Genomic DNA, 24544 nt, shown 5'->3' with positions numbered 1-24544 from the left:
CTGCGATGCGACGGCGGGAGTCGCCTGTCCGGCAGCCGGCGGAGGGACGGCCTTCCCCGGCGGGTGGATCGGTCGGTTCTTGGCTCACCGCTCGAAGGTAGGCCCAGGTGGGAGACGTACGCACCGGAATTTCCGCCGGCGGAGTGCCCGGTCCGCGATCGCGTGCGGACCGCTGTGCGTCTCCGACAGGGAACACACCCAGCCGCGTGAGGCGCTGGAGGAAGCACTGGACGCGATCATCAAGGACGGCACCTGCAAGGCCGGTCACCGCACCACGCGCCGCACAGAGCCTGGCCCTCGAGCCGGGCCGATGCCTGGCGACTGCGCCGGTCGTCCGTGTGCAACGAGAACAGCGCCCCTCGCCTGGTGGGAGGGGCGCTGTTCTCTCTGGTCTGATGCGTCGCCGGGTCGTGAACGGAGGAGTGCGTGCGCCGGGCGGTCACGGCGCGCCCGGCGCGCGCCGTTCGGGGATTCCCGGCCGGGGCCGCCCGCCGTCATCCGGCGGGCGACTCTTCGGTGGGGTCAGCGGCGGTGGTGGTGCCGGCCCCAGGACTCGGTGTCGACGGTGCGTCCGCGGTCGTCGCGCAGGATGGCCTTGTCGGAGTGGTTGTCCCACACGTAGTCACGACGGTCCTGGTAGAGGTCGGTGCGGGTGTCGCGGCCCTCTCCGGTGTGGATGCGGATGGTGGCCCGGCCGGCGAGGCGGACGTCGCGGAAGCGGTAGCGGTTCCCGTCGTCGTCGCGCAGGGTCCAGCCGTCCAGGTTCACGGAGCGGCGGGAGTTGTTCGTGATCTCGACCCATTCGGCGTTCAGCGACCGGTTGGACCGGGTCTCGCGTCCGGGGCTGTCGGCCTGGACGCGGCTGATCTCGACCCGCGACTGCCGGCGGTCGCGGTCGTCGTCGTGGGCGGCGACGGCCGGCAGGGCGGTGGCGGAGACGATGGCGCCGGCGGCCAGCGCGGTCGCCGCGATGCGGCGGGCGGTCGAAGAAGCAGACATGGGTGATGTCCCCTCAAGAACAGTGCCCCCACCGGCGATTCACGCGGGTGGAAGCGGTTGGGTGCCTCGGTCCGGCATGGGCCGAGGACCCACACTCTGCGGCCTTGCCGGACGCGTCGACAGGCCGACCGGAGGCAGTTACCGGATGCGGACATTTCCGTAACTATCGGCTTCACAGAACACGCACATGCCCCAGATGCGGCCCGGCGTTCGCTGCCCGCTGCACCCACCCGTTCGATGATCGGCGGCAAGCCCTTGCCGGCACGGGCGCACCTGCGGCGCATCCGCCCCGCGCACTCCCCCGACCGGCGGACAGCCTCTCGTAACAGCCGTTCTGCGGTGTTCTTCGCACACGCGCGACGACCCCGCACACGCATACGAAGGGCAGCGGACGGCCGAGTGGTCAGAGGCCGGCGAGGAGCGCGTCGAGCGGGGCCGGCACCCGTCCCGTGTCGAGTGCTTCCACCAGGAGGCTGCCGTAGCGGATCTTGCGGCCCTTCTTCGTGCCGAGGAAGCGCCGCAACTGGAGGTGTCGGGGCCGCCCCTGCTGGGCCGGCTGGCTCAGGAACGTCTGCCAGGGGCGCAGGTCGCCCTCGGCCCGGATGATCTCCTCGACCCTCTCCGTGCCCAGCGCGCGGATCAGCTCGTCCTCCAGGTCCGCCGCGCACACGAAGATGCCGTCGCGGGGTGCGCCGGCGCGTTCCAGGCCGCGGTCGTAGTAGCCCTGTTCGCGCTCGTCGCACAGCCCCGTCAGGCGCAGGCCGAGACCTGGCGGCCCGAGAAGGCCGGCGTAGCGGCCGACGTTCATGGCTCCGCCCATCGACACGACGCACACGCCCTCGGCGGCGAGGTCCCGGCCACGCCGCACCGCCAGCACCTCGACGGCCGCGAGGTCGCTCAGCCCTTCGAGGAGCACCGCGGTCCGCAGCCCCAGCTGCCTCGCCAGATCACTCGCCGGTTCGCCCGGTCCCCCCGCCGCCCATCGACCGACCGCGTCCCGGAACGCCCACATGTCCACCATGGGGCGAGTCTGCCCTCTGCCCGACCCGCGCGGAATCGAATATTTCTCCGGTCGACGGCGCGATGCGACCGGCGTATGCGCTGGTCGGTCCGCTCAGGATCCCCGGTCCGTGGGCGGCGCCTCGCGCGCACACCAGGGAGGGCTCAGGCCCGCAGTCCCGTCACGTCGCCCACGTGGCGAAGGCTCGGGGCGAGGAGGACTCCGTGCAGCTGCTGGAAGAGCTGACGGGCCGCCACCGCGTTCCAGTCCGCGGGGAGCAGTTCGGTGGGCAGACCGGGGTCGAGGTAGGGGAGCCGTCGCCACTGGGTGAGCAGCGGGACGTAGTGGCGGAAGGCTTCGGCGGGGTCGGGTGCCGTCCCGGCCGTCGCGAGGTCGCCGGCGACCGGCGCGTAGGTGTCGGTGAACTCCGCGTACTGCTTCTGGATCGCGGGGAAGTCCCACCACGCGCTGACCGTGCCCGGCAGATCGCTGAAGGCCGCGTACTCGGCGGCGAACAGGTGGACGTAGTCGCTGAGTTCGAGGCGTACGAGCATGCTCCGGGCGTCCTCCAACAGCCGTCCCGGCGCCAGCCACACTCCGGGGGCGATGTTGCCGAAGCCGAGCCAGGTCAGGCGGGTGCGGAGCTGGTAGCGCCGGGACCGCTCCGTCTCCGGTACGGAGAACACCGCCATGGCCCAGCCGTCCGCGAGGTCGGCGGGCTCCAGGCTGGCGAAGATCCGTCGGTCGCCCTCGTCGAAGACGGGCAGGACGGAGGGGCTGAGACGGTAGCCGGTGGCGCCTCGGCGTTCGGGTTCGAGGACTCCGCGCTTCTTCAGCCGGGAGATCGCCGAGCGCACCGCGGGGCCGTCGACGTCCAGCTCCCCCATCAGCGTGATCAGGTCCGCGATGGAGATCCAGCCGCCGAGGCGCCGCAGGAACGCCCCGTAGACCGTGTTGATCAACGAGCTGGGCCTGAGGGGGCTGTCCGACATGATCGCCTTCCGTTGTACGCGGTCGCGATCATATCGGGGCCCCCTTCAGGCCCGGTCCTGTCAGGCGTACGCCCCCGACAGCAGGTGCCCCGCCCCGGGGGCCACGGCCGGAAGGTCCAGGGCTCGCAGCATCTGGTGTGCGGTGCACACGGCCGCGGACACGACCGGCTTGCCGAGGAGCTGTTCGGTCTCTTCGATGACGCCGAGGGAGGGCATCTGTACACAGGCGGAGAGGACGACCGCGTCGGCCTCCGCGTGGTCCAGCGCGCGGGCCAGTCCCGGCAGCCTGGCCGGGTCGTGGGCGGCGACGTCCAGGTTGTTGGGGATCTCCAGGGCCTTGTGGTCCAGGACCGTGATGCCCTCCCTGGTGAGGTAGTCCACGACGGTCCGGGTGAGGGGGCGCATGTACGGCGCGAGCAGGGCGATCTTCTTGGCGCCGATGGTGTTCAGTCCGTGGACGAGTGCGCCGGCGCTGGTGACGACGGGCGCGGGGGCGCCGTTCTCGACCGTGCGCAGGTGCAGTCGTTCCTCGGAGACCCGGTGGTAGCCGGGTCCCATGCTCATGATGGCGACGAGGCAGGCGTATCCGAGCACGTCGACGTGGGCGTCGGAGAGCTCCACGGCGCAGCGGTCGGAGTCGGCGTCCATGGCCTTCAGCTGCTCGGGCGTCACGTGGGTCATGCGCATCCGGCTGGAGTGGAAGGTGAACCGTTCGTCCGGTGAGACGGCCTCGCGGGCGCGCAGGATCGCGGGGACCTCGGTTTCCATGGTGACGTTGGAGCTCGGCACGATCTGGCCGATGCGGTAGGTCCGGGGGTGGCGGGGTGGCGGCATGGGGTGTTCCTCGGCTCTCGCTCGGGATGGTTGCGGGGGTGTGGCGGTGGGACAGCAGGGGCTGGTCGTGGCTGGGGGCTGGTCATGCTGGGGTAGGCCGCGGGGTCAGCGGGCGTCGACCACCGGGTTGGTCAGGGTGCCGATCAGCTCGACCGTCGCTTCCACGGTGTCTCCGGGCGCGAGGAACTCGGGCGGGACCATGCCGGCTCCGACCCCGGACGGCGAGCCCGTCGCGATGACGTCGCCGGGCTCCAGGGTGACTCCGGAGCTGATGTCGGCGATGAGGCGGGCGATCGGGAAGAGCATGTGGCGGGTGTTCGACTTCTGTTTGGTGACGCCGTTGACGCGCAGCGAGAGGTCGAGGGCCATGGGGTCCGGGATCTCGTCGGCGGTGACGACCACCGGGCCGAAGGGGGCGTACGAGTCCTGCCCCTTGGAGAAGAACCACTGGCCGGAGCGGCGCTGGTCGCGGGCGCTGATGTCGTTGACGATGCTGAAGCCGAAGATGTGGTCGTACGCCTCGTCCTCGCCCACCCGGTGGGCGGTGCGGCCGATGACGACGGCGAGCTCGCACTCCCAGTCGAGCTGGGTGGTGAGGTCGGCGTTGTGGAGGATCGGGGCGCCGGGGCCGGTGACGGCGGTGGCGGGCTTGCTGAACAGGACCGGGCGGGGAGGGAGTTCCTTGTCGGTGTCGAGGCTGCGGCTGGACTCCTCGACGTGCTCCACGTAGTTGAGCCCCACCCCGATGATCTTGCCCGGGCGGAAGGGGGCGGCGAGGCGGACGTCGACGGTCCGGTGCACGGCGTGGGCGGGGCGGTCGCCTTCGAGCAGCCGGCGCACGGCGTCCAGTGCGGCCGGACCCGCCTGGACCAAACCCAGGAGGTCATGCGGGAGCGGGGCGCCCGTGTGGTCGGCGAGAGCGGTGAGGTCGAGGACGTGGTCGCCGGTCTCGGCGCCGAGCCGCGGCGCACCGCCGGTGGGAGGGGTGAAGGTCAGCAGACGCATGGGGGCTCCTGATGGGTCAGGCGGAGGTGACGGGCTGGTGGCCGCCGTTGTCGGGGTACGCCTCTTCGCGGTGGAAGCCGAGCGAGCGCATGACGGGGAAGTCGTTGAAGGAGAAGAGGCAGGCGTCCTCCGCCTGATCGAGGTTCTGGTGCTCGTGCCAGGCCCAGGACGGGACGCAGAAGATGTCCCCCTCGGTCCAGGCGAAGCGTCGTCCGCCGATCACCGAGGCTCCCCGTCCCTTGGCGACGGTGTAGATCACCGAGCCGGTGTGGCGGTGTGCCGCGGTGGCCTGTCCAGGGCGCAGCAACTGCATGTGGGCGCCCATGGTCGGCATCACCGAGCCGCCGGTGACCGGGTTGGTGTACTCGGCGATGACGCCGTCGTACGGGGAGCCGTCGGTCGCCCTGGCGAGAGCGCGCAGGGCCTCGTACGTCGGCTCCCACGGGTAGGCGAGGAGCGGCGAGTAGGGCCGCGTCCACTTCTCCGCCCCGTACGGGAGGAGGGTGCCGGAGTAGGTGAGGACCGAGGAGTTCACCACCTTGCCGGGGGTCTGGTACAGGTCGGGGTGCACCTCGTAGAACCCGGCGTCGAGGGCGTTGACCAGGGGGATGTCCAGGCCGTCCTGCCAGATCACCGGTGCGTCGGTCCCGTCGTTGCCGTGCTCGTGCCAGGTGCCGTTCGGGGTGATCGCGAAGTCGCGCGGGCCGACCGTGAGCTTCTGTCCGTCGACGATGGTCCAGGCGCCGGTGCCCTCGTGGACGAAGCGGAGGGCGGCGGCCTGGTGGCGGTGGGCGGTCATGGCCTCCCCCGGGCCCATGATCTGCAGGCCGGTGTAGAGGAGTCCGGCGGCCGCGCTGACGTCCCTGCGGCCGGGGTTGACGAGCATGACGACGCGGCGGCCCGCGTCGTCGGCCTCGACGAGGCCGAGGGCCTTGTGGACGAGGGGGCGCAGTTCCTCGTAACACCACAGCACGGGAAGGGACTTGGGCTGCGGGTACCAGGGCTCGATGTCGTTGGCGACGGTCCACAGGGCGCCGGCGTCCAGGGCTTCGAGTTCGCCGTAGTACGCGGTGAGTTCGGGGGTGTCGGAGACCCGGGCGCGGCCGAGCGCGGAGTCGTCCTGCTCGATGGTCATACGTCCTCCTCAGGTGCGGTGGTGGTCACGGGGCCCGTCGGCGGCACGGTGAAGGTCACGGGCGGGCGCGGGGTGTTGTCGACTTCGAGGCGGAAGATGTCGAAGCGGTTGTAGTGGCCGGTGATGTCGTGCATCTGCTTGGGCTGGATGCAGCGGGCCAGGTCGATCTCGCCGTAGACGATGCCTTCGTCGTCGACGAGCGGCTCCGTGACGGGCCTGCCGTCAGGGCCGAAGATCCCGGAGAGCGCGCTGCGCGGGCGCTGGAAGAGGGCGCGGAGTTCGTCGTCGTCCCCGGCGAGGGCGTCGACGATCTCCGGCGAGATGGTGGAGCAGGCGACGACGGAGAAGACCTTCCCCTCGAAGCTGTGGGCGGCGGTCCGTACGGCGATCGCGTCGGCCATGTCGTAGTCGGCCGGGGCCACGGGCAGCGCGATGTAGCAGGAGGCGTGGACGAGTTCGCCTTGTGCGAGGAGGGTGAACCTGGCGAGCGTGTTGGTGTTCTCGCCGCAGGCGAGGGCGCCGAGCGGGCCGACGGGGGTGCGGTGGACGCGCAGCGAGCTGCCGTCACCGCCGGTCCAGGTGAGCTTCTCCGCCCAGGTCGGCACCAACTTGCGGTGCACGCCGAGGATTTCCCCGTCCGGACCGATGGTGAGCAGGGTGTTGTAGAGGACACCGAGGCTGTGGGCTGCTCGCTCGTTGATCCCGATGACGAGGACGACCCCGTGGTGGCGGGCCGCGGCGCGCAGGGCGTCCACGTGCGGGCCGGGTATGTCGACGGAGGCGCGCTGGAGTCGCTCGAACCAGGGGGAGCCCTGGACCGGGTTCATCGTCCAGTTCCAGTACGGATATCCCGGGACGAACACCTCGGGGAACACGACCAGTCGGGCCCCGTTCCCGGCCGCCTCGGCGATCAGGCCGACGGCCTTGTCGACGGTGGCGGCCGGGTCCAGGTAGACGGGCGCGGCCTGCACGGCGGCGGCCGTGAACCGGGGCAGGGAGTCGGGGATCGGTGGCGGTTGCGGCATGGGGTGTCCCCTTTCATGGGGTACGGGAGGAGACTTCGGCGGGAAGGCGCGGCAGGGGTCCTCAGCCGACGTGTGCGGCCGTGGAGGCGTCGGCGGGTACGCCGGCGGCGGCCGGGCGCGGCAGCCAGCGCTGGTGCACGGGGGCGGCCGACCGCCGTAGGAGTTCGAGGCGTGGCGGTACCCGGTCGGTGCGGCCGGCGGGAGGTCGGGCGCTGCCGGCCCGCCAGGACGGTGCCCACGGCGCCGCCGGACCGCGGTAGCCCTGGGCGGCGGCCGCGTGCAGGGTCCACAACGGGTCGTGGAGTTGGGCGCGGCCCACACCGCACAGGTCGGCGCGACCGGCCAGGATGATCGAGTTCACGTCGTCGTACGTGGAGATGGCGCCGACGGCGATGGTCGGGAGCCCGGTGGCATTGCGGATCAGATCGGCGTACGGGGTCTGGTAGCTGCGGCCGAAACGGGGCCGCTCGTGTGCGACGACCTCGCCGGTGGAGACATCGATCGCGTCGGCGCCCGCTTCCCCCAGCGCGCGGGCGACACCCACGGCGTCGGCCTCGCTCAGGCCGCCCTCCGCCCAGTCGGCGGCGGAGATCCGGACGAGCAGGGCCTTGCCCGCGGGCCATGACTCCCGTACGGCACGCAGCACTTCCAGGGGGAAGCGCAACCGCCCGGTCAGATCGCCGCCGTACGCGTCGGTGCGCCGGTTCGTCAGCGGCGAGAGGAATCCGGAGATCAGGTGACCGTGACCGTACTGGAGTTCCAGGGCGTCGAAGCCGGCCCGGTCGGCGCGCTGGGCGGCGCGTACGAAGTCCCGTACCACCAGGTCCATGTCGGCACGGGTGGCCTCGCGCGGCGCGGGACCGCCCTCGGACCACGGCAGCGGGGACGCGGCGATCAGCGGTTCGGAAGCCGCTCGGCGGCCGGCGTGGGTGAGCTGGACGCCCAGGCAGGTGTCGCTCTGCCCGTGGACGAAGCCGGTGATCCGGCGCCAGGCGGCCTCGTGATCGTCGTTCCACAGGCCCGCGCAGCCGGGGTCGGGACGGGCGTCGGCGGCGACGGCGGTCATGCCGGCGATGACCAGGCCGGCCCCGCCGAGGGCCTGGGTGCTCAGGTGGACGAGGTCGAAGTCCCCCGGGACGCCGTCGCGGGAGGTGGCGAGGGCGGTGGGCGGGACCACGACGCGGTTGCGCAGCCGCAGCCCGCCGATCCGGAAGGGGCGGAACATCGGGGGGACGGGCTCGGTGACGTTCACGGCCGTGGTGAACGCCTCGTCGCGCACCCGCAGATTGTCGTAGGTGACGCGGCGGCTGCGGGTCAGCAGGTTGAAGGCGAACTGGTGCGGGTCCTGACCGGTGTAGCGGTCGATGTTCTCGAACCATTCGAGGCTCGCCTGGGCTGCCCGCTGGGTGGACTCCACGACCGGCCGGCGCTCGTCCTCGTACGCGGCGAGCGCGCCGGCGACGTCGCCGGGGTGCTCGTGCAGGCAGGCCGCGAGAGCGAGGGCGTCCTCCATGGCGAGCTTGGTGCCGGAGCCTATGGAGAAGTGGGCGGTGTGCGCGGCATCGCCGAGCAGGACCACGTTCCGGTGCCGCCAGGTGCGGTTGCGCACCGTCGCGAACCGGAGCCACTTGGAGTTGTTGGGCAGGAGGTGGTGACCGTCCAGGTGCTCGGCGAGGAGCTCCTCGCAGCGCCGGATGCTGTCCTCGTCGCTGGTGCCGGGCGGATACTCCCGGTCGGCGGAGTCCGCGAATCCGGCGCGTCGCCAGGTGTCCTCGTCGAGTTCCACGATGAAGGTGGAGCGGGTGGCGTCGTACGGGTACGCATGCACCTGGAGGGTGCCGAAGTCGCGCTCCTCGACGATGAAGGTGAACGCCTCGAAGACCTTGTCCGTGCCCAGCCACATGTAGCGGCCGGAACGCTCGTCGAGGTCGGGGCCGAAGGTGTCGGCGTAGGCGGAGCGGGTCGCCGACCGGACGCCGTCGCAGGCCACCACCAGGTCGTACTCGTCGGCCAGTCGCTCGGCGGGCGGGGCCTGGGTGCGGTAGCGGACGTCCACGGCGAGGGTCGCGCAGCGGTCCTGGAGGATCCGCAGCAGGCTCCGGCGGCCGAGGGCGGCGAAGCCGTGTCCGCCGGAGGTGAGGGTCTGCCCCCGGTACCGGACGTCGATGTCGCTCCAGCGGGCGAACTCCGCCGACATGGCGGCGTGGACGACCGGGTCGGCGGTCGCGATGCCGTCGAGGGTCTCGTCGGAGAAGACGACTCCGAAACCGAACGTGTCGTCAGGGGCGTTGCGCTCCCAGACCGTGACCTCCCAGTCCGGGGAGAGCTGCTTGGCCAGGGCCGCGAAGTACAGGCCGCCGGGCCCTCCTCCGATGACTGCTACGCGCACGGCGTACCTCCAGTGGTTCTGTGGATCAGCTCGGGGGCCTGTGGGCCCGCCTTGGTGAGGACTTCGCGGACATCGGCGGGCCAGGGGGTGGTCCCGGTGGCGCGGGCCGCCGAGTTGGCGACGACCATGCGGCCGGTGGCGGCCTGCGCACCCTCCTCGCCGAGAACGGTGAAGGCGTAGTGCAGGGAGCTCGTGCCGACCTCCGTGACGCGGAGCTCGGTGCGGACGGCCTCGCCGAACCAGAGCCGGGCGCGGTAGTCCGCCTCGAAGTGGACGCGGGGCGTGCTGCCGAAGAGGTGGGACAGACCGAGACGGCGCAGCAGCGCCGCCTCGGCCGCCTCGACCCAGCGGACGACGGTGGAGTGGTGGTAGTGGCCCGCGGCGTCGGTGTCGGGCCACTCCACGTGGCGCTCGACGGTGATGCTGGGCAGGTGCGGCACCAGTGCCTCGGGGACGCCGGCGGCGCAGCCGCCTTCGACCGGGCCGGGTGCCGGCGAGAGGCCACCGGCCTCGGCGCGGATGCCCTCCGTAGAGGTGCCGTCGGCTCCCCTGCCGTCCGTGCGCGCGTCATGGGGTTCCCGGCGTGCGTCACCGGCTCCCTCGTCGTCGGTGACGGCGCAGTCCAGCTGGCGCGGGGCCACGCCCGCTCCCCCGGTGTCCGTGACGGCGCCGTCCAGCTGGCGCGTGGCCGCGCCCACTCCCCCGGTGTCCGTGCGGATGTCTTCCGCGCGGGCCCCGGCGCGGGCCAGTTTCCGCAGTTCGGCGCGCTGGAGTTTGCCGTTGGCGGTCTTCGGGAGGTCCGCGACGAACTCGACGGCCCGCGGGTACTTGTACGGCGCGATGGTCTGCTTGACGTGGGTCTGGAGCTCCCGGACCGTGGCCTCGGCCGCCGGGATGCCGTCACGCAGGACGACGTACGCCTTGACGACCATGCCGCGCCGCTCGTCCGGGGCTCCGACGACGCCGCAGTCCTCCACGTACGGGTGGGTGGCGAGCGCCTTCTCGACTTCCGGACCTGCGATGTTGTACCCGGAGGAGACGATCATGTCGTCGCTGCGGGCCACGTACCAGAAGTAGCCGTCGGCGTCGCGAATGTAGGTGTCGCCGGTGATGTTCCAGCCGTTCCTGACGTACGTCGTCTGGCGTGGGTCGGAGAGGTATCGGCAGCCCGTGGGGCCGGTGACCGCCAGCAGCCCGGGCTGCCCGTCCGGCACCGGATCGCCCTGGTCGTCGACCACGGCGGCCCGGTATCCGGGGACGGGACGGCCGGTGGAACCGGGCCGGATGTCCTCGTCGGCGGCGGAGATGAAGACGTGCAGCATCTCGGTCGCGCCGATGCCGTCGATGATGCGCAGGCCGGTGGCGGCGTGGAACTCCTCCCAGACGGAGGCGGGCAGGGGTTCTCCCGCGGACACGCAGCGGCGGAGTCCGGCCAGTCGTCCCGTCGCCCCGGCGGCCATGATCGCCCGGTAGGCGGTGGGCGCGGTGAAGAGGACGGTCACTCCGTGAGCGGCGACCAGGTCGGCGAGTTGTTCGGGGGTGGCCTGCTCGATGAGCAGGGTCGCGGCGCCCGCGTGCAGGGGGAAGACCACGAGCCCGCCGAGGCCGAAGGTGAAGGCGAGCGGCGGTGTGCCGGTGAAGACGTCCTCAGGGCGGGGTTTGAGGATGTGCCGGGAGAACGTGTCGGCGTTGGCGAGGACGTCCCGGTGGAAGTGCAGGGTCGCCTTGGGGCGCCCCGTCGTGCCCGAGGTGAAGGCGATCAGCGCCACGTCGTCGGCGGCCGTCTCGACCGCGGTGAACCGGCCTTCCTTCGTGGCGCAGCGGGCGGTCAGGTCGGATGTGCCGGGGCCTCCGTACGGGATGACGGGCAGGCCCGGCGTGCCGGCCCCGCCGGGCGGGGGCGGCGGTTGTGCCGCCTCGAGTTCGGCGACGTACCTGTGGTCGCACAGGGCGACCGTGGGGCGGCTGATCTCGCACAGTTCGGCGAGTTCGGTGGAGCGCAGCAGCGGCATCGTGGTCACAGCCACACCGCCGGCCTTGAGGACGCCGAACCACGCGGCCACGAGCCACGGGTTGTTGGGACCTCGCAGCAGGACGCGGTTGCCGGGGCGGAGCCCGTGGTCCTCGGTGAGCACCCGGGCGACCTGGTCGGCGCGCTCCTGGAGCTCGCCGTAGGTCCAGCGCTCGGTCGGGGTCAGCAGGCAGGGACGGTCGGGCCCCCAGCGCTCGACGGCGTCGTCGAGCAGGCGTCGGGCGCAGTTGAGCCGGTCGGGATAGGCCAACTCCGGTATCTCGAACTGGAGTCGGGGCCAGAGGGAGAAGTCGGGAAGCCGGTCGCGGCAGAAGGAATCGGCATGTGCCGAAGGGGAGAGCTCCATGGGGCGGCACCTCGATCAGGGAGCAGCGGGGGAGATGGGCCAAGTATCTCGATAATTTGGCGGCCGTCAACTTTTCGCGATATCTCTGCGGCACTCAGCCCGCCGGCGCCGCTCACGCGAGAGGGACTCTCACCCGCACGCGCTTGCCCAACTCATGTGCGATGACGACGAGTTCGCCACCCACCTCGGCGGCCATCAACTGAACCAGCAGAAGACCCCGCCCACCCTCGGCGTCCCGATCGACCTCGGCCGCGGGATCGGGCAGCCGAGGCAGGGCGGACGCGGCGTCCGCGACCTCCAGACACAGCCAGCCCCCACCACAGGAGACGGCGACGCGCATTCGCCCGGTCGCGGCGGCATGCCGGACGACGTTGCCGACGAGCTCACTGACGGCCAGCAGAAAGGTGTCCGCGACATCCGAGGCGATCCGCCAGCCCTCCAGCAGGGCGCGGACGCGACCGCGGACCAGCGGAACGGTGGCGGCGGTGGGCTCGGGCACCCAGCGGACGAAGGCCCGCCTGGAGGCCGGGACCGGAGCGCGGCGCGGAGTGTGGGGCCGGAAGGGCCGATGCGAGACCGGCGAGGGGACGGCGACCGGCACGGAGGCGGCCGTCCGCACCGAGCCGGGGGCCGGGGCGGAGGCGGGGGCCGGGACACCGGGCGCGGAAGGGGGGGTGGCGGCGAGCATGGCGCGCTCCCAGAGGGGACACGCGACGCGATCGCTTGGTCACTCGTGTAACTAGTTCGAGAATCAGACAGCAACTGGGCTTGTCGTCGGCGGAAACGCGTCGCTAGAGTTTTGATAACACGTGTAACACGCTACGTCTCCTCGGGTGTCTCGCGCAAGCATTTCGGACAAATCGCTGCGAAGCCCGAGGCCGGCAGAAGGGCCGCAATGACGCAATCCCACCCGGCCGAGCTCGATCCGGCCGACATGACCTGGCCTCCCCCGCCCTACCACCCCCCGGTTGCGCCCGTGACGGACGAGCACGGGGTGCGCCGCTTCGACGGAGTCACCTACGCCTCGACGCCGGGCTACCGTCCCCGGCTTCTCGACGTCCAAGTCCCCGCCGGAGAGGGTCCGTTCCCCGCGGTCGTGTGGATCCACGGCGGCGGCTGGCTGGACGGCGACCGCCGCTATCCGCCGCCGACCGTGCCGGCCGCGCTCCTGCACGGATCGGTCCTGGCCGCCGGGCTCGCGCTCGTCTCCGTCGACTACCGACACAGCCTCGAAGCCCCCTTCCCGGCCCAGCTGCACGACGTGAAGGCCGCGATCCGTTACATCCGCCGGTTCGCGGGCGACCTCGGCCTCGACCCCGACCGGATAGCCGTCTGGGGCGAGTCGGCAGGGGGCCACCTGGCCGCGCTGGCCGGCCTCGTCGGCCCGCACAGCGCCGATGCCGCGGCGCTGGAGGGCACGCACGGGGTGGGCTCGGGGGACACCGGTGTCCGTGCCGTCGTCGACTGGTACGGCGTCTCCGACCTCCCCGCCCTGGTCGGTCACCCCCTGCCGGGGATGCCCCCGGGCGGCGACTTCCCCGACCCCTACGAGGCCCTGCTCGGCGGCTCCGAGGAGGAGCGTCCAGCGTTGGCCAGGGCAGCCAGTCCGGTGACGTACGCAGGGGGCTCGACTCCGCCGCCGTTCCTGCTGGTCCACGGCACTCGGGACGGGCTGGTGCCGTTCAGCCAGAGTGAGACGCTGGCCGAAGCCCTGACCGGAGCGGGCGGCGATGTCACCCTGCGCCCCGTCGCGGAAGCCGACCACATCTTCCTCGGCTCCCCCGACATCGCGGAGATCGTCGCGGAGAGCGTCTCCTTCCTGGCCAAGCACCTGGCGTCGGGCGTCTGAGCCTCCCGACGAGCCCGGCCCCGCGGCGGTCCGCACTTCCCCGGCCGCTTCCATCGCCGGCGCCAGCGCCTCCGGCCCGTCGGGCGTTCCGCTTCGCCCCGCTCACCCGCCCCGCCCGGCCCGGCCCGGCCCGGAGTCATGCTCCGTCGCGCCCCCGCTCCACCGGAGCCACTCTCCCGCCCCACCGGAGCCGCGCTCCGTCGCGCTCCGCTTCACCGAGGGGCCCGGTCCGTCCGGGCCCCTCGGGTACATCGACCACCCAAGTGCCGCGGACCCCAGCCCGCGCTCGCGAGAGGCAGCCATGTCCAGCAATCCGGTGACCCCGTCCCCGCTCGCCGAGAGACCACCCGCCGACGCGGCGACCCAGCGCCGCCGTCCGGGTGTCCTCGTGGCGGGACTCCTCCTGCTCGCAGTCGCCGTGCTGCCGGCTCTCGTCGTCCGGCCCAACCCGGCCAACCCGCCGTTCCAGCGCCTGGACGACCGGTGGCTGACCTGGATGGGCGGCCCTCACGACGGGCCGTACGCCGTACTGGCCGCGGCCCTGAACTGGTTCGGCGGCCCGCTCGGGGTCGTCGTACCGCTCGCCCTGCTCTTCTTCCTGCTCCTGCGCAGGCGCTGGGTCGCGGTCGGCTTCCTGCTCGGTGTGTACTTCGGTGGCAATCTGCTCGTCGTCCAGGGGCTCAAGCACCTGGTGGACCGACCGCGACCGGAGAACCCGCTGGTGCGGGTCGACCACGGCTCGTTCCCCTCCGGTCACGCGGCCGGCGCGGCACTGCTCGTCGTACTCGTCGGTGTACTGCTCGTCCCGGCCGCACGGCGACGGGCCTGGTGGCTCGGAGGCACCGTGTTCACCCTGGCCATGATGTGGAGCCGCACATGGCTGCACGCGCACTGGCTGACCGACACGGTGGCCGGAGCCGCCGCCGGAGCCGCCGCCGGCCTGCTGGCCTGGTGGCTGTGCGCCCCCGCGCTCGCCCGGGAATCAGCGCGCGACCGCCGGGGGGCGGCCGCGACCACCCCGGACGCCGCGCCCGCGGTGCCGTAACCGACGGCGGCGGGTTCCTTGCCCGTGGGCTTCACGGGCCGGAACCCGCCGCGTCGTCCTCCGAGCGGGGGCCGAGTCTCAGGACGTCTGGCGATGGACGAGTACGGCCTCCACCGCGGGGATCGGAGCGGTCGAACCGGTCTCGATCAGTTCGTGCAAGGCGTCCGCGATCTCGGCCGGCGACGCCAGATCCAGGCGGATCGTGCTGAGCGCGGGCTGCTGGAACGCCGAGAGGACCAGGTCGTCGGAGCCGACGATCGCCACCTCGTCCGGCACCGCGATGCCCTCGGTCCTGAGCGCGTGCAGGAGCAGCGCGGCGTACTCGTCGTTGTAGGCGAAGACGGAGTCGAGGTCCAGGCTCGCCCAGCGCCGCGCGAGGGCGGCCGCGGACTCCCGGGTGTAGGCCAGTTCCACCGGCGTGACCGTGGCCAGGTGTCGCGCGGCCACGGATTCGGCCCCCGCGAGGCGCGGCCGGGCGAAGGCGTCCAGGCCGCGCTCCTGGGGCATGACGACGCCGATACGGCTGCGGCCGCGGGCGATCAGGTGCTCGGCGGCCGTGGCACCGATGCGGGTGTGGTCGAGGCCGATGGTGTGGACGCCGGGCAGCGGACGGGACGCGAAGGCGATCAGTCCGCGCACTCCGGCGCGGCGCAGCAGCTCGGTGGCCTGCGTGGTGAGGCTGTCTCCGTCCAGGGCGACCACCGCCGCCGGCCGCAGCTCCGCCCAGGCACGGGCCGCGTCGACGGGGTCGGCGAAGCGGCCCGCGTGGAGGACGGCCGTGTAGCCGTGACGGTCGAGTTCGCTGTGCAGCTCGTCGACCCAGTCGCTGACGAGCCTGCCGATCGCGGAGATCGAGGCGGGCATGAGGACGAGGTTGCTGCGACCGGCACGCAGGGACCGGGCGGCGGCGTGCGGGACGTATCCGAGGCGGTCGGCGGCGTCGAGGACCCGGACGCGGGTGCTCTCGCTCACCCGATGGCCCGGGGTGTCGTTGAGGACGAAGGAGACGGTGGCACGGGAGACTCCGGCGAGGCGTGCCACATCGGCGCTCGTGATCGAGGCGGGGACGGGGGTCTGTTCTGCCATGACGTCCCTTGACGCTCCTAGCGGTGGATTCGTGCCGACGGTCGTACCTGCTTGCACCATCGAGGTTACACGAGTTAGATCACGAGCGCGGTGGGCCCCGGGCGCGAGGAGGGAATGCCTCTGTGCCGTCGGTCGCGCACATGGCGCCGCGCGGGCCGCGGCGCCGGTCGATGTGCGCGCCACGGCAAAGGCGGGTCGAAGTGCAGGCCACGGCGAAGGCCGGTCGATGTGCGCGCCCCGGCAAAGGCCCGTCGATGTGCGCGCCATGGCGGCAGGGAGGAATCCGCGCCGCGAAAGTCGTTTGCCGCCTCGGACGGCGCCTGGGTAGCTTCGCGACCCGTGACCCCGACTCTGCGCACCGAGCGGCTGCTCCTGGAGCCGTACGTTCCCGAGGACGAAGAGGACTTCGTCGCCCTGTTCCAGGACATCAGGGTGTCGCGGTGGATGGGTGACGGCCCCTCGTCCGAAGCGGCGGACCGGGCCTTGTTCGGGCGGATCTTCACGAAGGTCTATGCCCGGAACCTGTTCGACGTCTGGGCCGTTCGTCGCAACGGACTCCTGGTGGGCCATGCCGAGATCAAGCCGACCGACACCGTCTCGGGCCACGAGATCATCTACGCCCTGGCGCCGGCGGCATGGGGGTCCGGTCTGGGGACCGAGCTGGCGCGGTCGATCGTCGCCCATGGCTTCGGCACCCTCGGGTTGACGGAGGTGTACGCCACCGTGTCCGCACCGAACGCGGCCTCGCTGACTCTGCTGGACAGAATCGGTTTCGAGCACGTCCGGGACATGGAAGAGGAGGACGGCGGCATCACCCGCGTGTTGGTCCACCGTCCGGCTTCGACCGACCAGCCGGCGCTCGCCCGATAGGCGCGCCTCCCTCTCCCCCGCGTCGGCGCGGATGCCGCACCGGCCGCACGCCGTACCTTCGCGTGGCATGAGTTCAGCGGCCCGAACCCACTCCACCCGCCGGTCGGCGGGTGGAGTGGGTTCGTAGGGGTGTCTGACGAGCCACCGCCGCTCGGCCTCTCGTGACTCCCCCACCGCTGCGGAGGGGTTGACGCTACGACCGAGGGTCGCTCGCCACCCTCTCGTGCAGGCGCCGCGAATCGCCGGCGAGGTCCGCGAGAGCGGTCACGACCGAGTCGAAGCGCATCGTGGTGCGCGTGTCCACGCGATACGGGTCCCATGTCGGCATCGCCGCATGGTTCGGGTCGCCGGTGCGGGCGAACGCGATCCACGCCTGGTGCATGGTGCGCGCCAGCCCGTCGCGGACGACGGGGTCGAGTCCGGACACGAACGGCGCGTGCGCCCACTGGTCGAAGTTGGCGAAGACGAAGGGGAGTTCAAGGCAGTGGGCGGCGCCGAGGCGGCCGTCGTGGGCCGGCGTGGGCAGGTCGAACTGGTACGCCCAGACGGGCCGCCCCGATTCCGCCCTGGCCTCGGCGAGCCGCACCGCCGGGATCCGAAAGAGCTCGTCCGTGATCAGATCCATCAGCACCTCGGCCGGGCCGGCGCCCGGTCGAGTCCGCTCGTACGCCGAGTACACCTCCGGCGCGGCCTCGGCTCCGAAGGTCTCGGCGATCCGGGCGGTCACCTGCTCCTGGTCAGCGTTCGCGTACCCCGGGTCGAGGGCGAAGCCGAAGTTGGCCTCTTCGCGGGTCCAGCCGATCATCACGTCGATCCCGGTCGCGGCTCCCTGCGACAGGGCCTCGACCGGGTGGCGCGTCAGGGTGATCCCGTCGATGACGGGAAGGAACGGGGTCGGCCAGTGGCCCCAGCGCGACGTCCGGGCGAACAGTCCGCCGGCCGCACCGATCAGCACGGGCCAGGGCAGTTCGCGCAGTTCGGCGACGTTCTTGACACCTGCCAGTTCCAGGTAGGCGGAGGTCCGTTCGAGGTACGCGTCCGGGTCGGGGAGGTCGAGCCCGAAGGGCGGGCTCTGCAGGATCACGCGCTTGATCAGCCCCTGGGTCTCGGGCAGTCCGGCGAGTGCGGCCGTGGACAGAGCGCCGCCCGACTGTCCGGCGACGGTGACGTTCTCCGGATCGCCGCCGAAGGAGGCGATGTGCGCCACGACCCAGCGGAGGGCGGCCAGCTGGTCGCTGAGCCAGGGGTTGCCCGCCCCTTCGGGGTTGCCCTCCTCGGGGCCGGTGTAGAGATATCCGAGCGGGCCTATGCGGTAGTTGATGGTCACCACCACGAGGTCGCCGTCGCGGGCGAAGGTCGCGCCGGAGTAGTTCTGCATCGATCCGGAGCCCGAGACGAACCCGCCACCGTGGATCCATACGAGCACCGGGCGACGGCCGTCGTCGACCGAGGGGGTCCATACGTTGAGCGTGAGGCTGTCCTCGTCGAAGGGCGGCGCGCCGTGGCCGCCGAGGACCGGGTCCCCGCCCTCGATGTACAGCTGCGGCACGCTGGGCCCATCGGTCGTCGCGTCCCGGGTGCCGCTCCAGCCCGGGTGGGGCTGCGCGGGGCGCCAGCGCAGATCGCCGACCGGCGGTGCGGCATAGGGCACGGCGCGGAACACGGTGACCCCGCCGTCGGTCGTGCCGCGCAGGCGCCCTGCGGGGAGGTCGACCAGTGAGTGGTCCGGGGCTGGGGTGGGAGCCATGAGCCTGTCCTTCCTGGGCCGCGCGTCGAACACGCGCCGACCCTGTCGAGAGTATTGCGGAAATTCGTCGACCGTCAATCAATCGCTATATCGGGAGCTCCTCACAGCCACAGACTGTTGGCCGCCGTACGCTCCGCCTCGGTCCTCGACAAGGGCCCGAACGCGCGCCACAGCAGCAGACAGGCCCCGACGCCGGCCAGCGCGCCGGCGAAGGTGTCGCTCAGCCACTGGGCGTGCAGCCAGGTGCGGCTCCACATCATGGCGACGACGTACGCGGCGCCGAACAGCCACCACCAGCGTCGCGCACGCGGCGGGAACACCACCACCGCGACCACGAACACCAAGGCCACAGCGCTGAAGACCTGGCCCGAGGGGTACGAGCCGTCATTGACCAGGACCCAGGGGTAGGGCGGACGCGGGCGGTCGACGAGAGCCTTGAGCGGCAGGACGACGACGACGCTGCCGAGGACGTTGGCCGCGAACACGTAGAGCGCCGAGCGCCAGCGACCATAGACACAGAGGCATCCGCACAGGATGAGGGGCAGGACCAGGCCGAGCGGACCACCGAGGCGGTCGAGCACGGTCGCGAGTCCGGTCACCGCGTCGACGCGTGAGCCGTCCATCGAGGCGGCCCATCGATCGTCGAGCCCCTGGAAGAACGGGCGGTCGGCCATGCGCAGCAACAGGCCGATCAGGAAGGACGCGAGGAGGAGCGCGACACCGGCAGGGACCGCATGGCGCGGCGGAGCGGCCGGGAGGTGGTGGCGGGGAGGGGCCGCGGGAAGCGGCGGGGTCGGGGTCGGGGTGGCGTCGGGCGGGCTCGGCATCATGGCGGGCCTTTCACGGTGGTTCACCCGGAGCGGTGGGGCGCACGGGAGGGCGGGCGCGGGGACGTCGGGGAGCGGTGGGGCGCAGGAGCGTGCGACAGAGCGCGAGGGAGGGGCGGGGCAGTTGAAGGCCCGAGGGATGGGCGGGCAGGCAGAGACCCGAGGAAGGAGCGAAGGCGTACGGGACGGGCCGGGCGGGGTGGCCGGCGGAGGGGCTCGGGCCGCGGGGACGGCACGCCACGCCGCCACGGGGTGCAGCTGCGCCAAGGGGATCGGGTGACGACGAAGGCGCGGCGACACTCGGCCGCGGAGGCCGGGAGAGGCGGCGTCGCTCCGGCGCGCAGGCATAGGTCGTACGGCTGCGCGGGCCGGATGAAGCACCGGAGCCGAACGACCGTCGCGGTGCGCCACGGAGTATTGCGGATGCGTGACCGCCGCCACAAGAGCAAGAGGGTTTCGAGACACGATCGCCCTGGTCAGCATGGGCGAAAGTTGGTTACACGTGCTCGACGTGCGGTTCTTTCCCTGGTCACGATCTGCGTAACGACCCGACTCAGCCTCTAGCGAGACCCGGAAATGGGTGCTACACAGTCTCCAAGCGTTGCGGGTAACACGTGTAACAACATGGTGCCGGCCGCAGCCTTCCGCATTGTCCTCCGGACACACGGCCACCCTGCGACCGCTCTCGCGGGGTCTTCCTCACCCGTGTACCGCGCACCCGTGTGCCGGAGGCGACGCACCACGGCCCCACCCCGGCCGACACCCGCTCCCGTACCGCTCCAGCTCCCCGCTCCGTCCTCCCAGGAGTCGTCATGGCCACGAACGAGCTCACCGATCCGATCGACCCGCCCGCCACGGGCGCCGACACCACCGCCGACGCCGCCACCACGGCGCAACCGGAAGCTCCGCGCCAGCGTGGGCTCATGCTCCTGCTGCTGGTCGCCAACTCCGCCATGATGGCGGTCTACATGGGCGTCGGCTCCGTCCTCCTGCCCACCCAGGTCGCCGCGATCGCGCCGGACGACAAGGTCGCCGTCCTGGGCCTCATCGGGGGCATCAGCGCCATCTTCGCGACCGCCTTCAACCCGATCGCCGGCGCCCTCTCCGACCGCAGTGGCCGCCGCAACCCCTGGATCCTGGGCGGCGCCCTCGGCGCGCTGCTCTCGCTGGCCCTCCTCGGGAACGTCACCACCGCCTTGCTCGTTGGCATCGGCTGGTGCCTGGTCCAGGCGACGATGAACACCTACCAGGCGGCGGTCACCGCGATCGTTCCCGACCGCGTCCCCGTCGCCCGCCGCGGCACGGCGTCGGCTCTGGTGGGACTGGGCATGCCGATCGGCGGAACCGTCGGCGTCCTCATCGCCTCGCAGACGGCGACCCAACTCCGCACCGGTTACCTGGTCTTCGGCGCGATCGTCGCCGTGGCCGCCCTGCTGCTCTCCGTCTTCTGCCGTGACACCCCTCGGACCGAGCCCGTCCCCAAGGCACCCAAGGGATCCCAGATCGCGGCGTTCCTCTCGTCGTTGGCCAACCACGACTTCCGCTGGGCCTTCATCGGCCGCGCGCTGATGGTGCTGGGCTACTTCTCCGTCGTCGGCTACCAGCTCTACATCCTCGGCGACCACATCGAGCTTCCGGCCGGCCTGACCCCGCCCGCCGCGATCGCCATCCTCACCCCGGTGTCGATGATCGCCGTGGCCGTCTCCACGGTCGTCGGCGGCGTGCTGTCCGACCGTCTGGACCGCCGCAAGGTGTTCGTCGGCGTCTCGGCAGCGCTGGCCGGCCTGGTCATGGTGGTGCCCGTCGTCAGCCCGACCTGGACCGGAATGCTCGTCTTCAGCGCGCTCAACGGGCTCGCCTTCGGCTGCTTCATGGCGGTCGACACCGCGCTGGTCACCTTGGTCCTCCCCCGTGCGGAGGACGCGGCCCGCGACATGGGCGTCCTGAACATCGCGAACGCCGGGCCGCAGATCGTCGCCCCCTTCGTCGCCTCCGCCATCGTCACCGCCCTGGGCGGGTACACCCCGCTCTTCCTGGCCGGTGGCGCCCTGTCGCTGATCGGCGCCCTCGCCATCCTCCCGATCCGCAGCGTGCGCTGACACTCGCCGAGGCGACTCCTTCGGATCGGACGCCGGCCGCGGATGCCATCCGCGGCACGTCGCAGATGCCCTCGGTGTGCCGCACCGGACGTCGCTCCCGTGCCGCATGCACTGCACCTGCCCGTGCAGGACCGTCGTGCCTGCGCCCGCGCCCGACATGCCGTACGCGCCGTGCTGTGCCTATCGCCCGTGCCCGTGCCTGTCGCCTGCGCCCGCGCCTGCGGGCCGGGCATCGGTGCCGCGCCTCGCCGCGCCCGCCCGCCTCGGGCGATCCGGGCGTGATCCGAAGGAGCAAGCGCGGGCCTGTCGGCCGCATCCCGCCGACGCCGCCCCACCCCCCGTACTCCGGCGGGCACGTGCCGAGGGTCATGTGCCCGCCGGTCACGCACCACCTCATCTCACCCTCACCAAAGGCACCACCACACCCTCGCAGCACCACACCCTCACCTCCTCTCCCTCCCTCTTCCTAGGAGCCTCCTGTGAGACGCACGCGAGTTCTGCCGCCGGCCATGCTGATCCTGTGCACCACGGCGCTCGCGGGGACGGCGCCGGCCGTCGCCTCACCGCAGACCGCCCCGGCACACACGACCCCCGGCGCGCCCGCCGCTCCCCTGCGGATCCTGCTCACCAACGACGACGGCTACAACGCACCCGGAATCCGCAAGGCGTTCGAGCGACTGACCGCCGCCGGGCACGACGTGACGATCGTCGCCCCGCTCACCAACCAGAGCGGCACGGGGACGAAGATGTCGAGCGCCCCCACGATCACGGTGAAGCACCCCGAGCCGAAGGTGTGGGCCGTCGACGGCAGCCCCGGCGACTCCGTCGCCTTCGGCCTCTCCGAGGTCTTCGAGGGACGCGCCCCCGACCTCGTCGTGTCCGGCACCAACTTCGGTCCCAACGTGGCCGGTCTCGCCAGCCACTCCGGCACGGTCGGCGGTGCCGTCACGGCGGTGGAGTCGGGCGTACCCGCGATCGCGCTGAGCACGGGCGGCCTCTCGGTGCCCGATCCGGTCACGACGGTCAACGCGATGGGTCCCACCCTCGACTTCGCCGTCAAGCTCATCGACCGCCTGCGGACACGGGCGAAGTCGGGCCCCCTGCTGCCCAAGGGCGTCGGCCTGAACGTGAACCACCCGGTCGTCGGCGCCGACGGCAAGGGGACCGCCGCCGGGGTGTCCTCCACCTTCCAGGATCCCCAGACGATCCTCGAACCGAACTACACCGACGCGGGCGACGGCACCTGGAAGGTCGACGTGACGGTGGACATGCGGCCCGCGGCGAAGGGCGGGGACGTGGAGGCCATCATCGCCGGCCGGATCGCGGTCAGCCCGATGAACGCCAACTGGAACACCGGCGCCGCCGACCACGCCGTCACCTCCACGCTGATCGCCGGTCTGCGCCCCTGACCCCGCGCCACTCACACCAGCCAACTCAGGAGGATGGATGAAGCGGCCCGGAATCCGGCCCACTTCGACAAGACCCCTGCTCGGTACGGCTCTCACACTGGTGGCGGCCCTGCTCGTGTCGGCGTTCCCGGCCACCGCGGCTGCCTCGACCCCGGCGTCGGCCCTCGCTTCGGCCCCCGCTTCGGCCCTCGCTTCGGCTTCGACCTCGGTTTCGACCCCGGCCTCGGTTTCGGACGGGACCCCCGCTCCGGTTTCGGATGCGACTCCGGCTCCGGCCTGGGCGCGGACGCTGTCGCGGCCGGTGGTCACCGTTGCCCAGGGTCGGCTCCGGGGGCGGATCCACGACCGGGCGGAGGAGTTCCTCGGAGTCCCCTACGCCGCGCCACCCGTCGGTGAGGCCCGGTTGCGGGCGCCACGGGAACCGCGCCGCTGGGACGGCGTACGGGAGGCGGACCGACTGGCGCCCGCCTGCGTACAGTTCGCGCCTTTCGGGCTCGCCGATCCCTCGGCCGTCAGCGAGGACTGCCTCTACCTGGACGTGTACCGCCCGAAGGGAGCCCGGGCCGGAGCCCGGCTCCCGGTGATCCTGTGGATCCACGGGGGTGCGTACGCCATGGGTACGGGCACCCAGTTCGGCGGCCGGACGATGGCCGACCTCACGAACACCGTCGTGGTCAGCATCAACTACCGCCTCGGTCAGCTGGGCTATCTGGGGCTGCCCGAGCTGGCCCGCGAGAACGCCCGGCGGACAGGCTCGTTCGGCCTGCTGGACCAGGTCGAGGCGCTACGCTGGACTCGGCGGAACATCGCGGCGTTCGGTGGAGACCCCGGCAATGTGACGGTCTCGGGGCAGTCGGCGGGCAGCGCTTCCGTCTGCGGGCTGCTGGCCGCCCCCTCGGCGGCGGGGCTGTTCCACCGCGCCGTGCTGCAGAGCGGACCGTGCACGCTGATCGGTACCTCCGACAGCGCGCAGGCCGAGTCGCGGGCCCGGGAGTTCGCCGTACGCGCGGGCTGTGGCGATCCGGCCACGGTGACCGCGTGTCTGCGCGCGGTGCCGGCGGCGACGCTGGTCGAGGCGGGGCGCACGGTTCCGACATCGGGACCGGCCTCGGGTGACGGACTGCTGCCCGTGGATCCGGCCGCGGCGATCCGCGACGGCGACTGGAACAAGGTGCCGGTGCTGATCGGGAGCACGCGCTCCGAATCGCGGTTGTTCGTGGCGCTGTCGCAGCCGAGGCTGACGGAGGAGGAGTACGAGGCGCAGATCCTGGCCGGGTACGGGGCGGCGGGCCCCGAGGTGCTCGCCCGCTATCCGGTCTCGGCGTACGGCTCGCCGTACCTGGCGCTGTCGGCGGTCATGACCGATTCCTCCTTCGCCTGTCACACGTCGTGGACGGCGCGGCTCTTCGCCTCCCAGGTCCCGACGTACGTCTACGAGTTCGACGACCCGGACTCTCCGACCCTGGCGGGCACGCAGGTTCCGGGGCTCGACATGTCGAACGCGCACAGTGCGGAGCTGGCGTATCTGCACGACTTCACGGCGGGCGACCGGCCGCTGTCCGAGGTCCAGACGGCTCTCGCGACGCGCATGAAGCGCTACTGGGGTTCCTTCGCCCGGTTCGGTTCGCCGGCGGTGCCGGGGCAGACCGTCTGGCCCACGGTCGGACGGGGAACGGTCCTCTCGCTCAACCCCGCCGCGACGCGGACCGGTTCGTCGTTCGACGCGGACCACCAGTGTGGCTTCTGGCAGAGCCGGCAGGAGCGTGGGGCGTTGTAGCTCGCTTTCCGGGCCGACTCCACCGCGTACCCGCCAGGTGCGCGGTGGAGTCGGTCGTGCGCCCTGCTCGGTGCGCCG

Annotated in this window: 19 protein-coding genes and 1 pseudogene; 6 read left to right on the top strand and 14 right to left on the bottom strand. The window is 72.1% G+C overall.

The features are described from left to right. Positions 1 to 522: 522 nt before the first annotated feature. From AB0D99_RS22485 to AB0D99_RS22435, 11 genes and pseudogenes are all read right to left on the bottom strand, one after another. Positions 523 to 999, bottom strand: coding sequence for a lamin tail domain-containing protein (locus AB0D99_RS22485; protein ID WP_362364858.1), 477 nt, complete (start codon positions 997 to 999; stop codon positions 523 to 525). Between the two features lie 403 nt (positions 1000 to 1402). Continuing rightward, on the bottom strand, positions 1403 to 2020 hold the full coding sequence (locus AB0D99_RS22480; RefSeq protein ID WP_362364855.1) for a TOPRIM nucleotidyl transferase/hydrolase domain-containing protein: 618 nt from the start codon (positions 2018 to 2020) through the stop codon (positions 1403 to 1405). A gap of 143 nt (positions 2021 to 2163) precedes the next feature. After that, positions 2164 to 2991 (bottom strand): PaaX family transcriptional regulator C-terminal domain-containing protein, encoded by an 828-nt coding sequence (locus AB0D99_RS22475; RefSeq protein WP_362364852.1) that lies wholly within the window; start codon positions 2989 to 2991, stop codon positions 2164 to 2166. 60 nt (positions 2992 to 3051) lie between these two features. After that, positions 3052 to 3825, bottom strand: a complete 774-nt coding sequence (locus tag AB0D99_RS22470) for an Asp/Glu racemase (protein ID WP_362364849.1) — start codon at positions 3823 to 3825, stop codon at positions 3052 to 3054. Between the two features lie 105 nt (positions 3826 to 3930). Continuing rightward, on the bottom strand, positions 3931 to 4830 hold the full coding sequence (locus AB0D99_RS22465; protein WP_362364846.1) for a fumarylacetoacetate hydrolase family protein: 900 nt from the start codon (positions 4828 to 4830) through the stop codon (positions 3931 to 3933). A 16-nt stretch (positions 4831 to 4846) separates the two neighbouring features. Further along, a complete protein-coding gene (locus AB0D99_RS22460) occupies positions 4847 to 5965 on the bottom strand; it encodes a cupin domain-containing protein (RefSeq protein ID WP_362364843.1) in 1119 nt (372 codons plus the stop codon). Next, positions 5962 to 6990, bottom strand: coding sequence for a carbon-nitrogen hydrolase family protein (locus AB0D99_RS22455; RefSeq protein WP_362364840.1), 1029 nt, complete (start codon positions 6988 to 6990; stop codon positions 5962 to 5964). Before AB0D99_RS22455 ends, AB0D99_RS22460 begins: the two co-directional genes overlap by 4 nt. Positions 6991 to 7051: 61 nt before the next feature. Then, positions 7052 to 9379 (bottom strand): FAD-dependent monooxygenase, encoded by a 2328-nt coding sequence (locus AB0D99_RS22450; protein ID WP_362364837.1) that lies wholly within the window; start codon positions 9377 to 9379, stop codon positions 7052 to 7054. Continuing rightward, positions 9370 to 10077: a thioesterase family protein gene (locus AB0D99_RS22445; RefSeq protein ID WP_362364960.1), complete on the bottom strand. Its 708-nt coding sequence runs from the start codon at positions 10075 to 10077 to the stop codon at positions 9370 to 9372. Before AB0D99_RS22445 ends, AB0D99_RS22450 begins: the two co-directional genes overlap by 10 nt. Before the next feature lie 51 nt (positions 10078 to 10128). Then, a pseudogene (locus AB0D99_RS22440) lies at positions 10129 to 11757 on the bottom strand (AMP-binding protein); the annotation flags it as partial. Between the two features lie 112 nt (positions 11758 to 11869). Then, positions 11870 to 12445, bottom strand: a complete 576-nt coding sequence (locus AB0D99_RS22435; RefSeq protein ID WP_362364834.1) for an ATP-binding protein — start codon at positions 12443 to 12445, stop codon at positions 11870 to 11872. A gap of 207 nt (positions 12446 to 12652) precedes the next feature. On the opposite strand from AB0D99_RS22435, the gene AB0D99_RS22430 reads away from it, so the two are divergent. Next, positions 12653 to 13606, top strand: a complete 954-nt coding sequence (locus tag AB0D99_RS22430; RefSeq protein WP_362364831.1) for an alpha/beta hydrolase — start codon at positions 12653 to 12655, stop codon at positions 13604 to 13606. 301 nt (positions 13607 to 13907) lie between these two features. After that, positions 13908 to 14651 carry a phosphatase PAP2 family protein gene (locus AB0D99_RS22425; protein WP_362364828.1) on the top strand — a complete coding sequence of 248 codons (744 nt, stop codon included), beginning with the start codon at positions 13908 to 13910 and terminating at the stop codon, positions 14649 to 14651. Between the two features lie 78 nt (positions 14652 to 14729). Here the strand turns inward: AB0D99_RS22425 and AB0D99_RS22420 are convergent, their stop codons facing one another. Next, entirely contained in the window at positions 14730 to 15737 is a 1008-nt protein-coding gene (locus AB0D99_RS22420; protein ID WP_362364825.1) for a LacI family DNA-binding transcriptional regulator, read from the bottom strand. Positions 15738 to 16076: 339 nt separating this feature from the next. On the opposite strand from AB0D99_RS22420, the gene AB0D99_RS22415 reads away from it, so the two are divergent. Then, the gene (locus AB0D99_RS22415; RefSeq protein WP_362364822.1) at positions 16077 to 16607 is read left to right on the top strand and encodes a GNAT family N-acetyltransferase; all 531 of its coding nucleotides are present in this window, start codon (positions 16077 to 16079) and stop codon (positions 16605 to 16607) included. Positions 16608 to 16800: 193 nt separating this feature from the next. Here the strand turns inward: AB0D99_RS22415 and AB0D99_RS22410 are convergent, their stop codons facing one another. Both AB0D99_RS22410 and AB0D99_RS22405 read right to left on the bottom strand, forming a co-directional pair. Then, positions 16801 to 18354 (bottom strand): carboxylesterase family protein, encoded by a 1554-nt coding sequence (locus AB0D99_RS22410; RefSeq protein WP_362364819.1) that lies wholly within the window; start codon positions 18352 to 18354, stop codon positions 16801 to 16803. 101 nt (positions 18355 to 18455) lie between these two features. Continuing rightward, complete coding sequence (locus AB0D99_RS22405) at positions 18456 to 19184, bottom strand: phosphatase PAP2 family protein (protein ID WP_362364816.1); 729 nt, start codon at positions 19182 to 19184, stop codon at positions 18456 to 18458. 809 nt (positions 19185 to 19993) lie between these two features. On the opposite strand from AB0D99_RS22405, the gene AB0D99_RS22400 reads away from it, so the two are divergent. From AB0D99_RS22400 to AB0D99_RS22390, 3 genes are all read left to right on the top strand, one after another. Then, a complete protein-coding gene (locus tag AB0D99_RS22400; RefSeq protein ID WP_362364813.1) occupies positions 19994 to 21280 on the top strand; it encodes an MFS transporter in 1287 nt (428 codons plus the stop codon). 479 nt (positions 21281 to 21759) lie between these two features. Then, the gene (gene surE / locus AB0D99_RS22395; RefSeq protein WP_362364810.1) at positions 21760 to 22689 is read left to right on the top strand and encodes a 5'/3'-nucleotidase SurE; all 930 of its coding nucleotides are present in this window, start codon (positions 21760 to 21762) and stop codon (positions 22687 to 22689) included. Positions 22690 to 22990: 301 nt separating this feature from the next. Then, positions 22991 to 24466: a carboxylesterase family protein gene (locus AB0D99_RS22390; protein WP_362364807.1), complete on the top strand. Its 1476-nt coding sequence runs from the start codon at positions 22991 to 22993 to the stop codon at positions 24464 to 24466. Positions 24467 to 24544 lie beyond the last annotated feature (78 nt).

The organism is Streptomyces sp. NPDC047971 (assembly GCF_040653355.1).
Lineage (GTDB): Bacteria > Actinomycetota > Actinomycetes > Streptomycetales > Streptomycetaceae > Streptomyces.
Note: the sequence above shows the minus strand (reverse complement) of the source record. Positions and strands in the feature narration are given on the sequence as shown.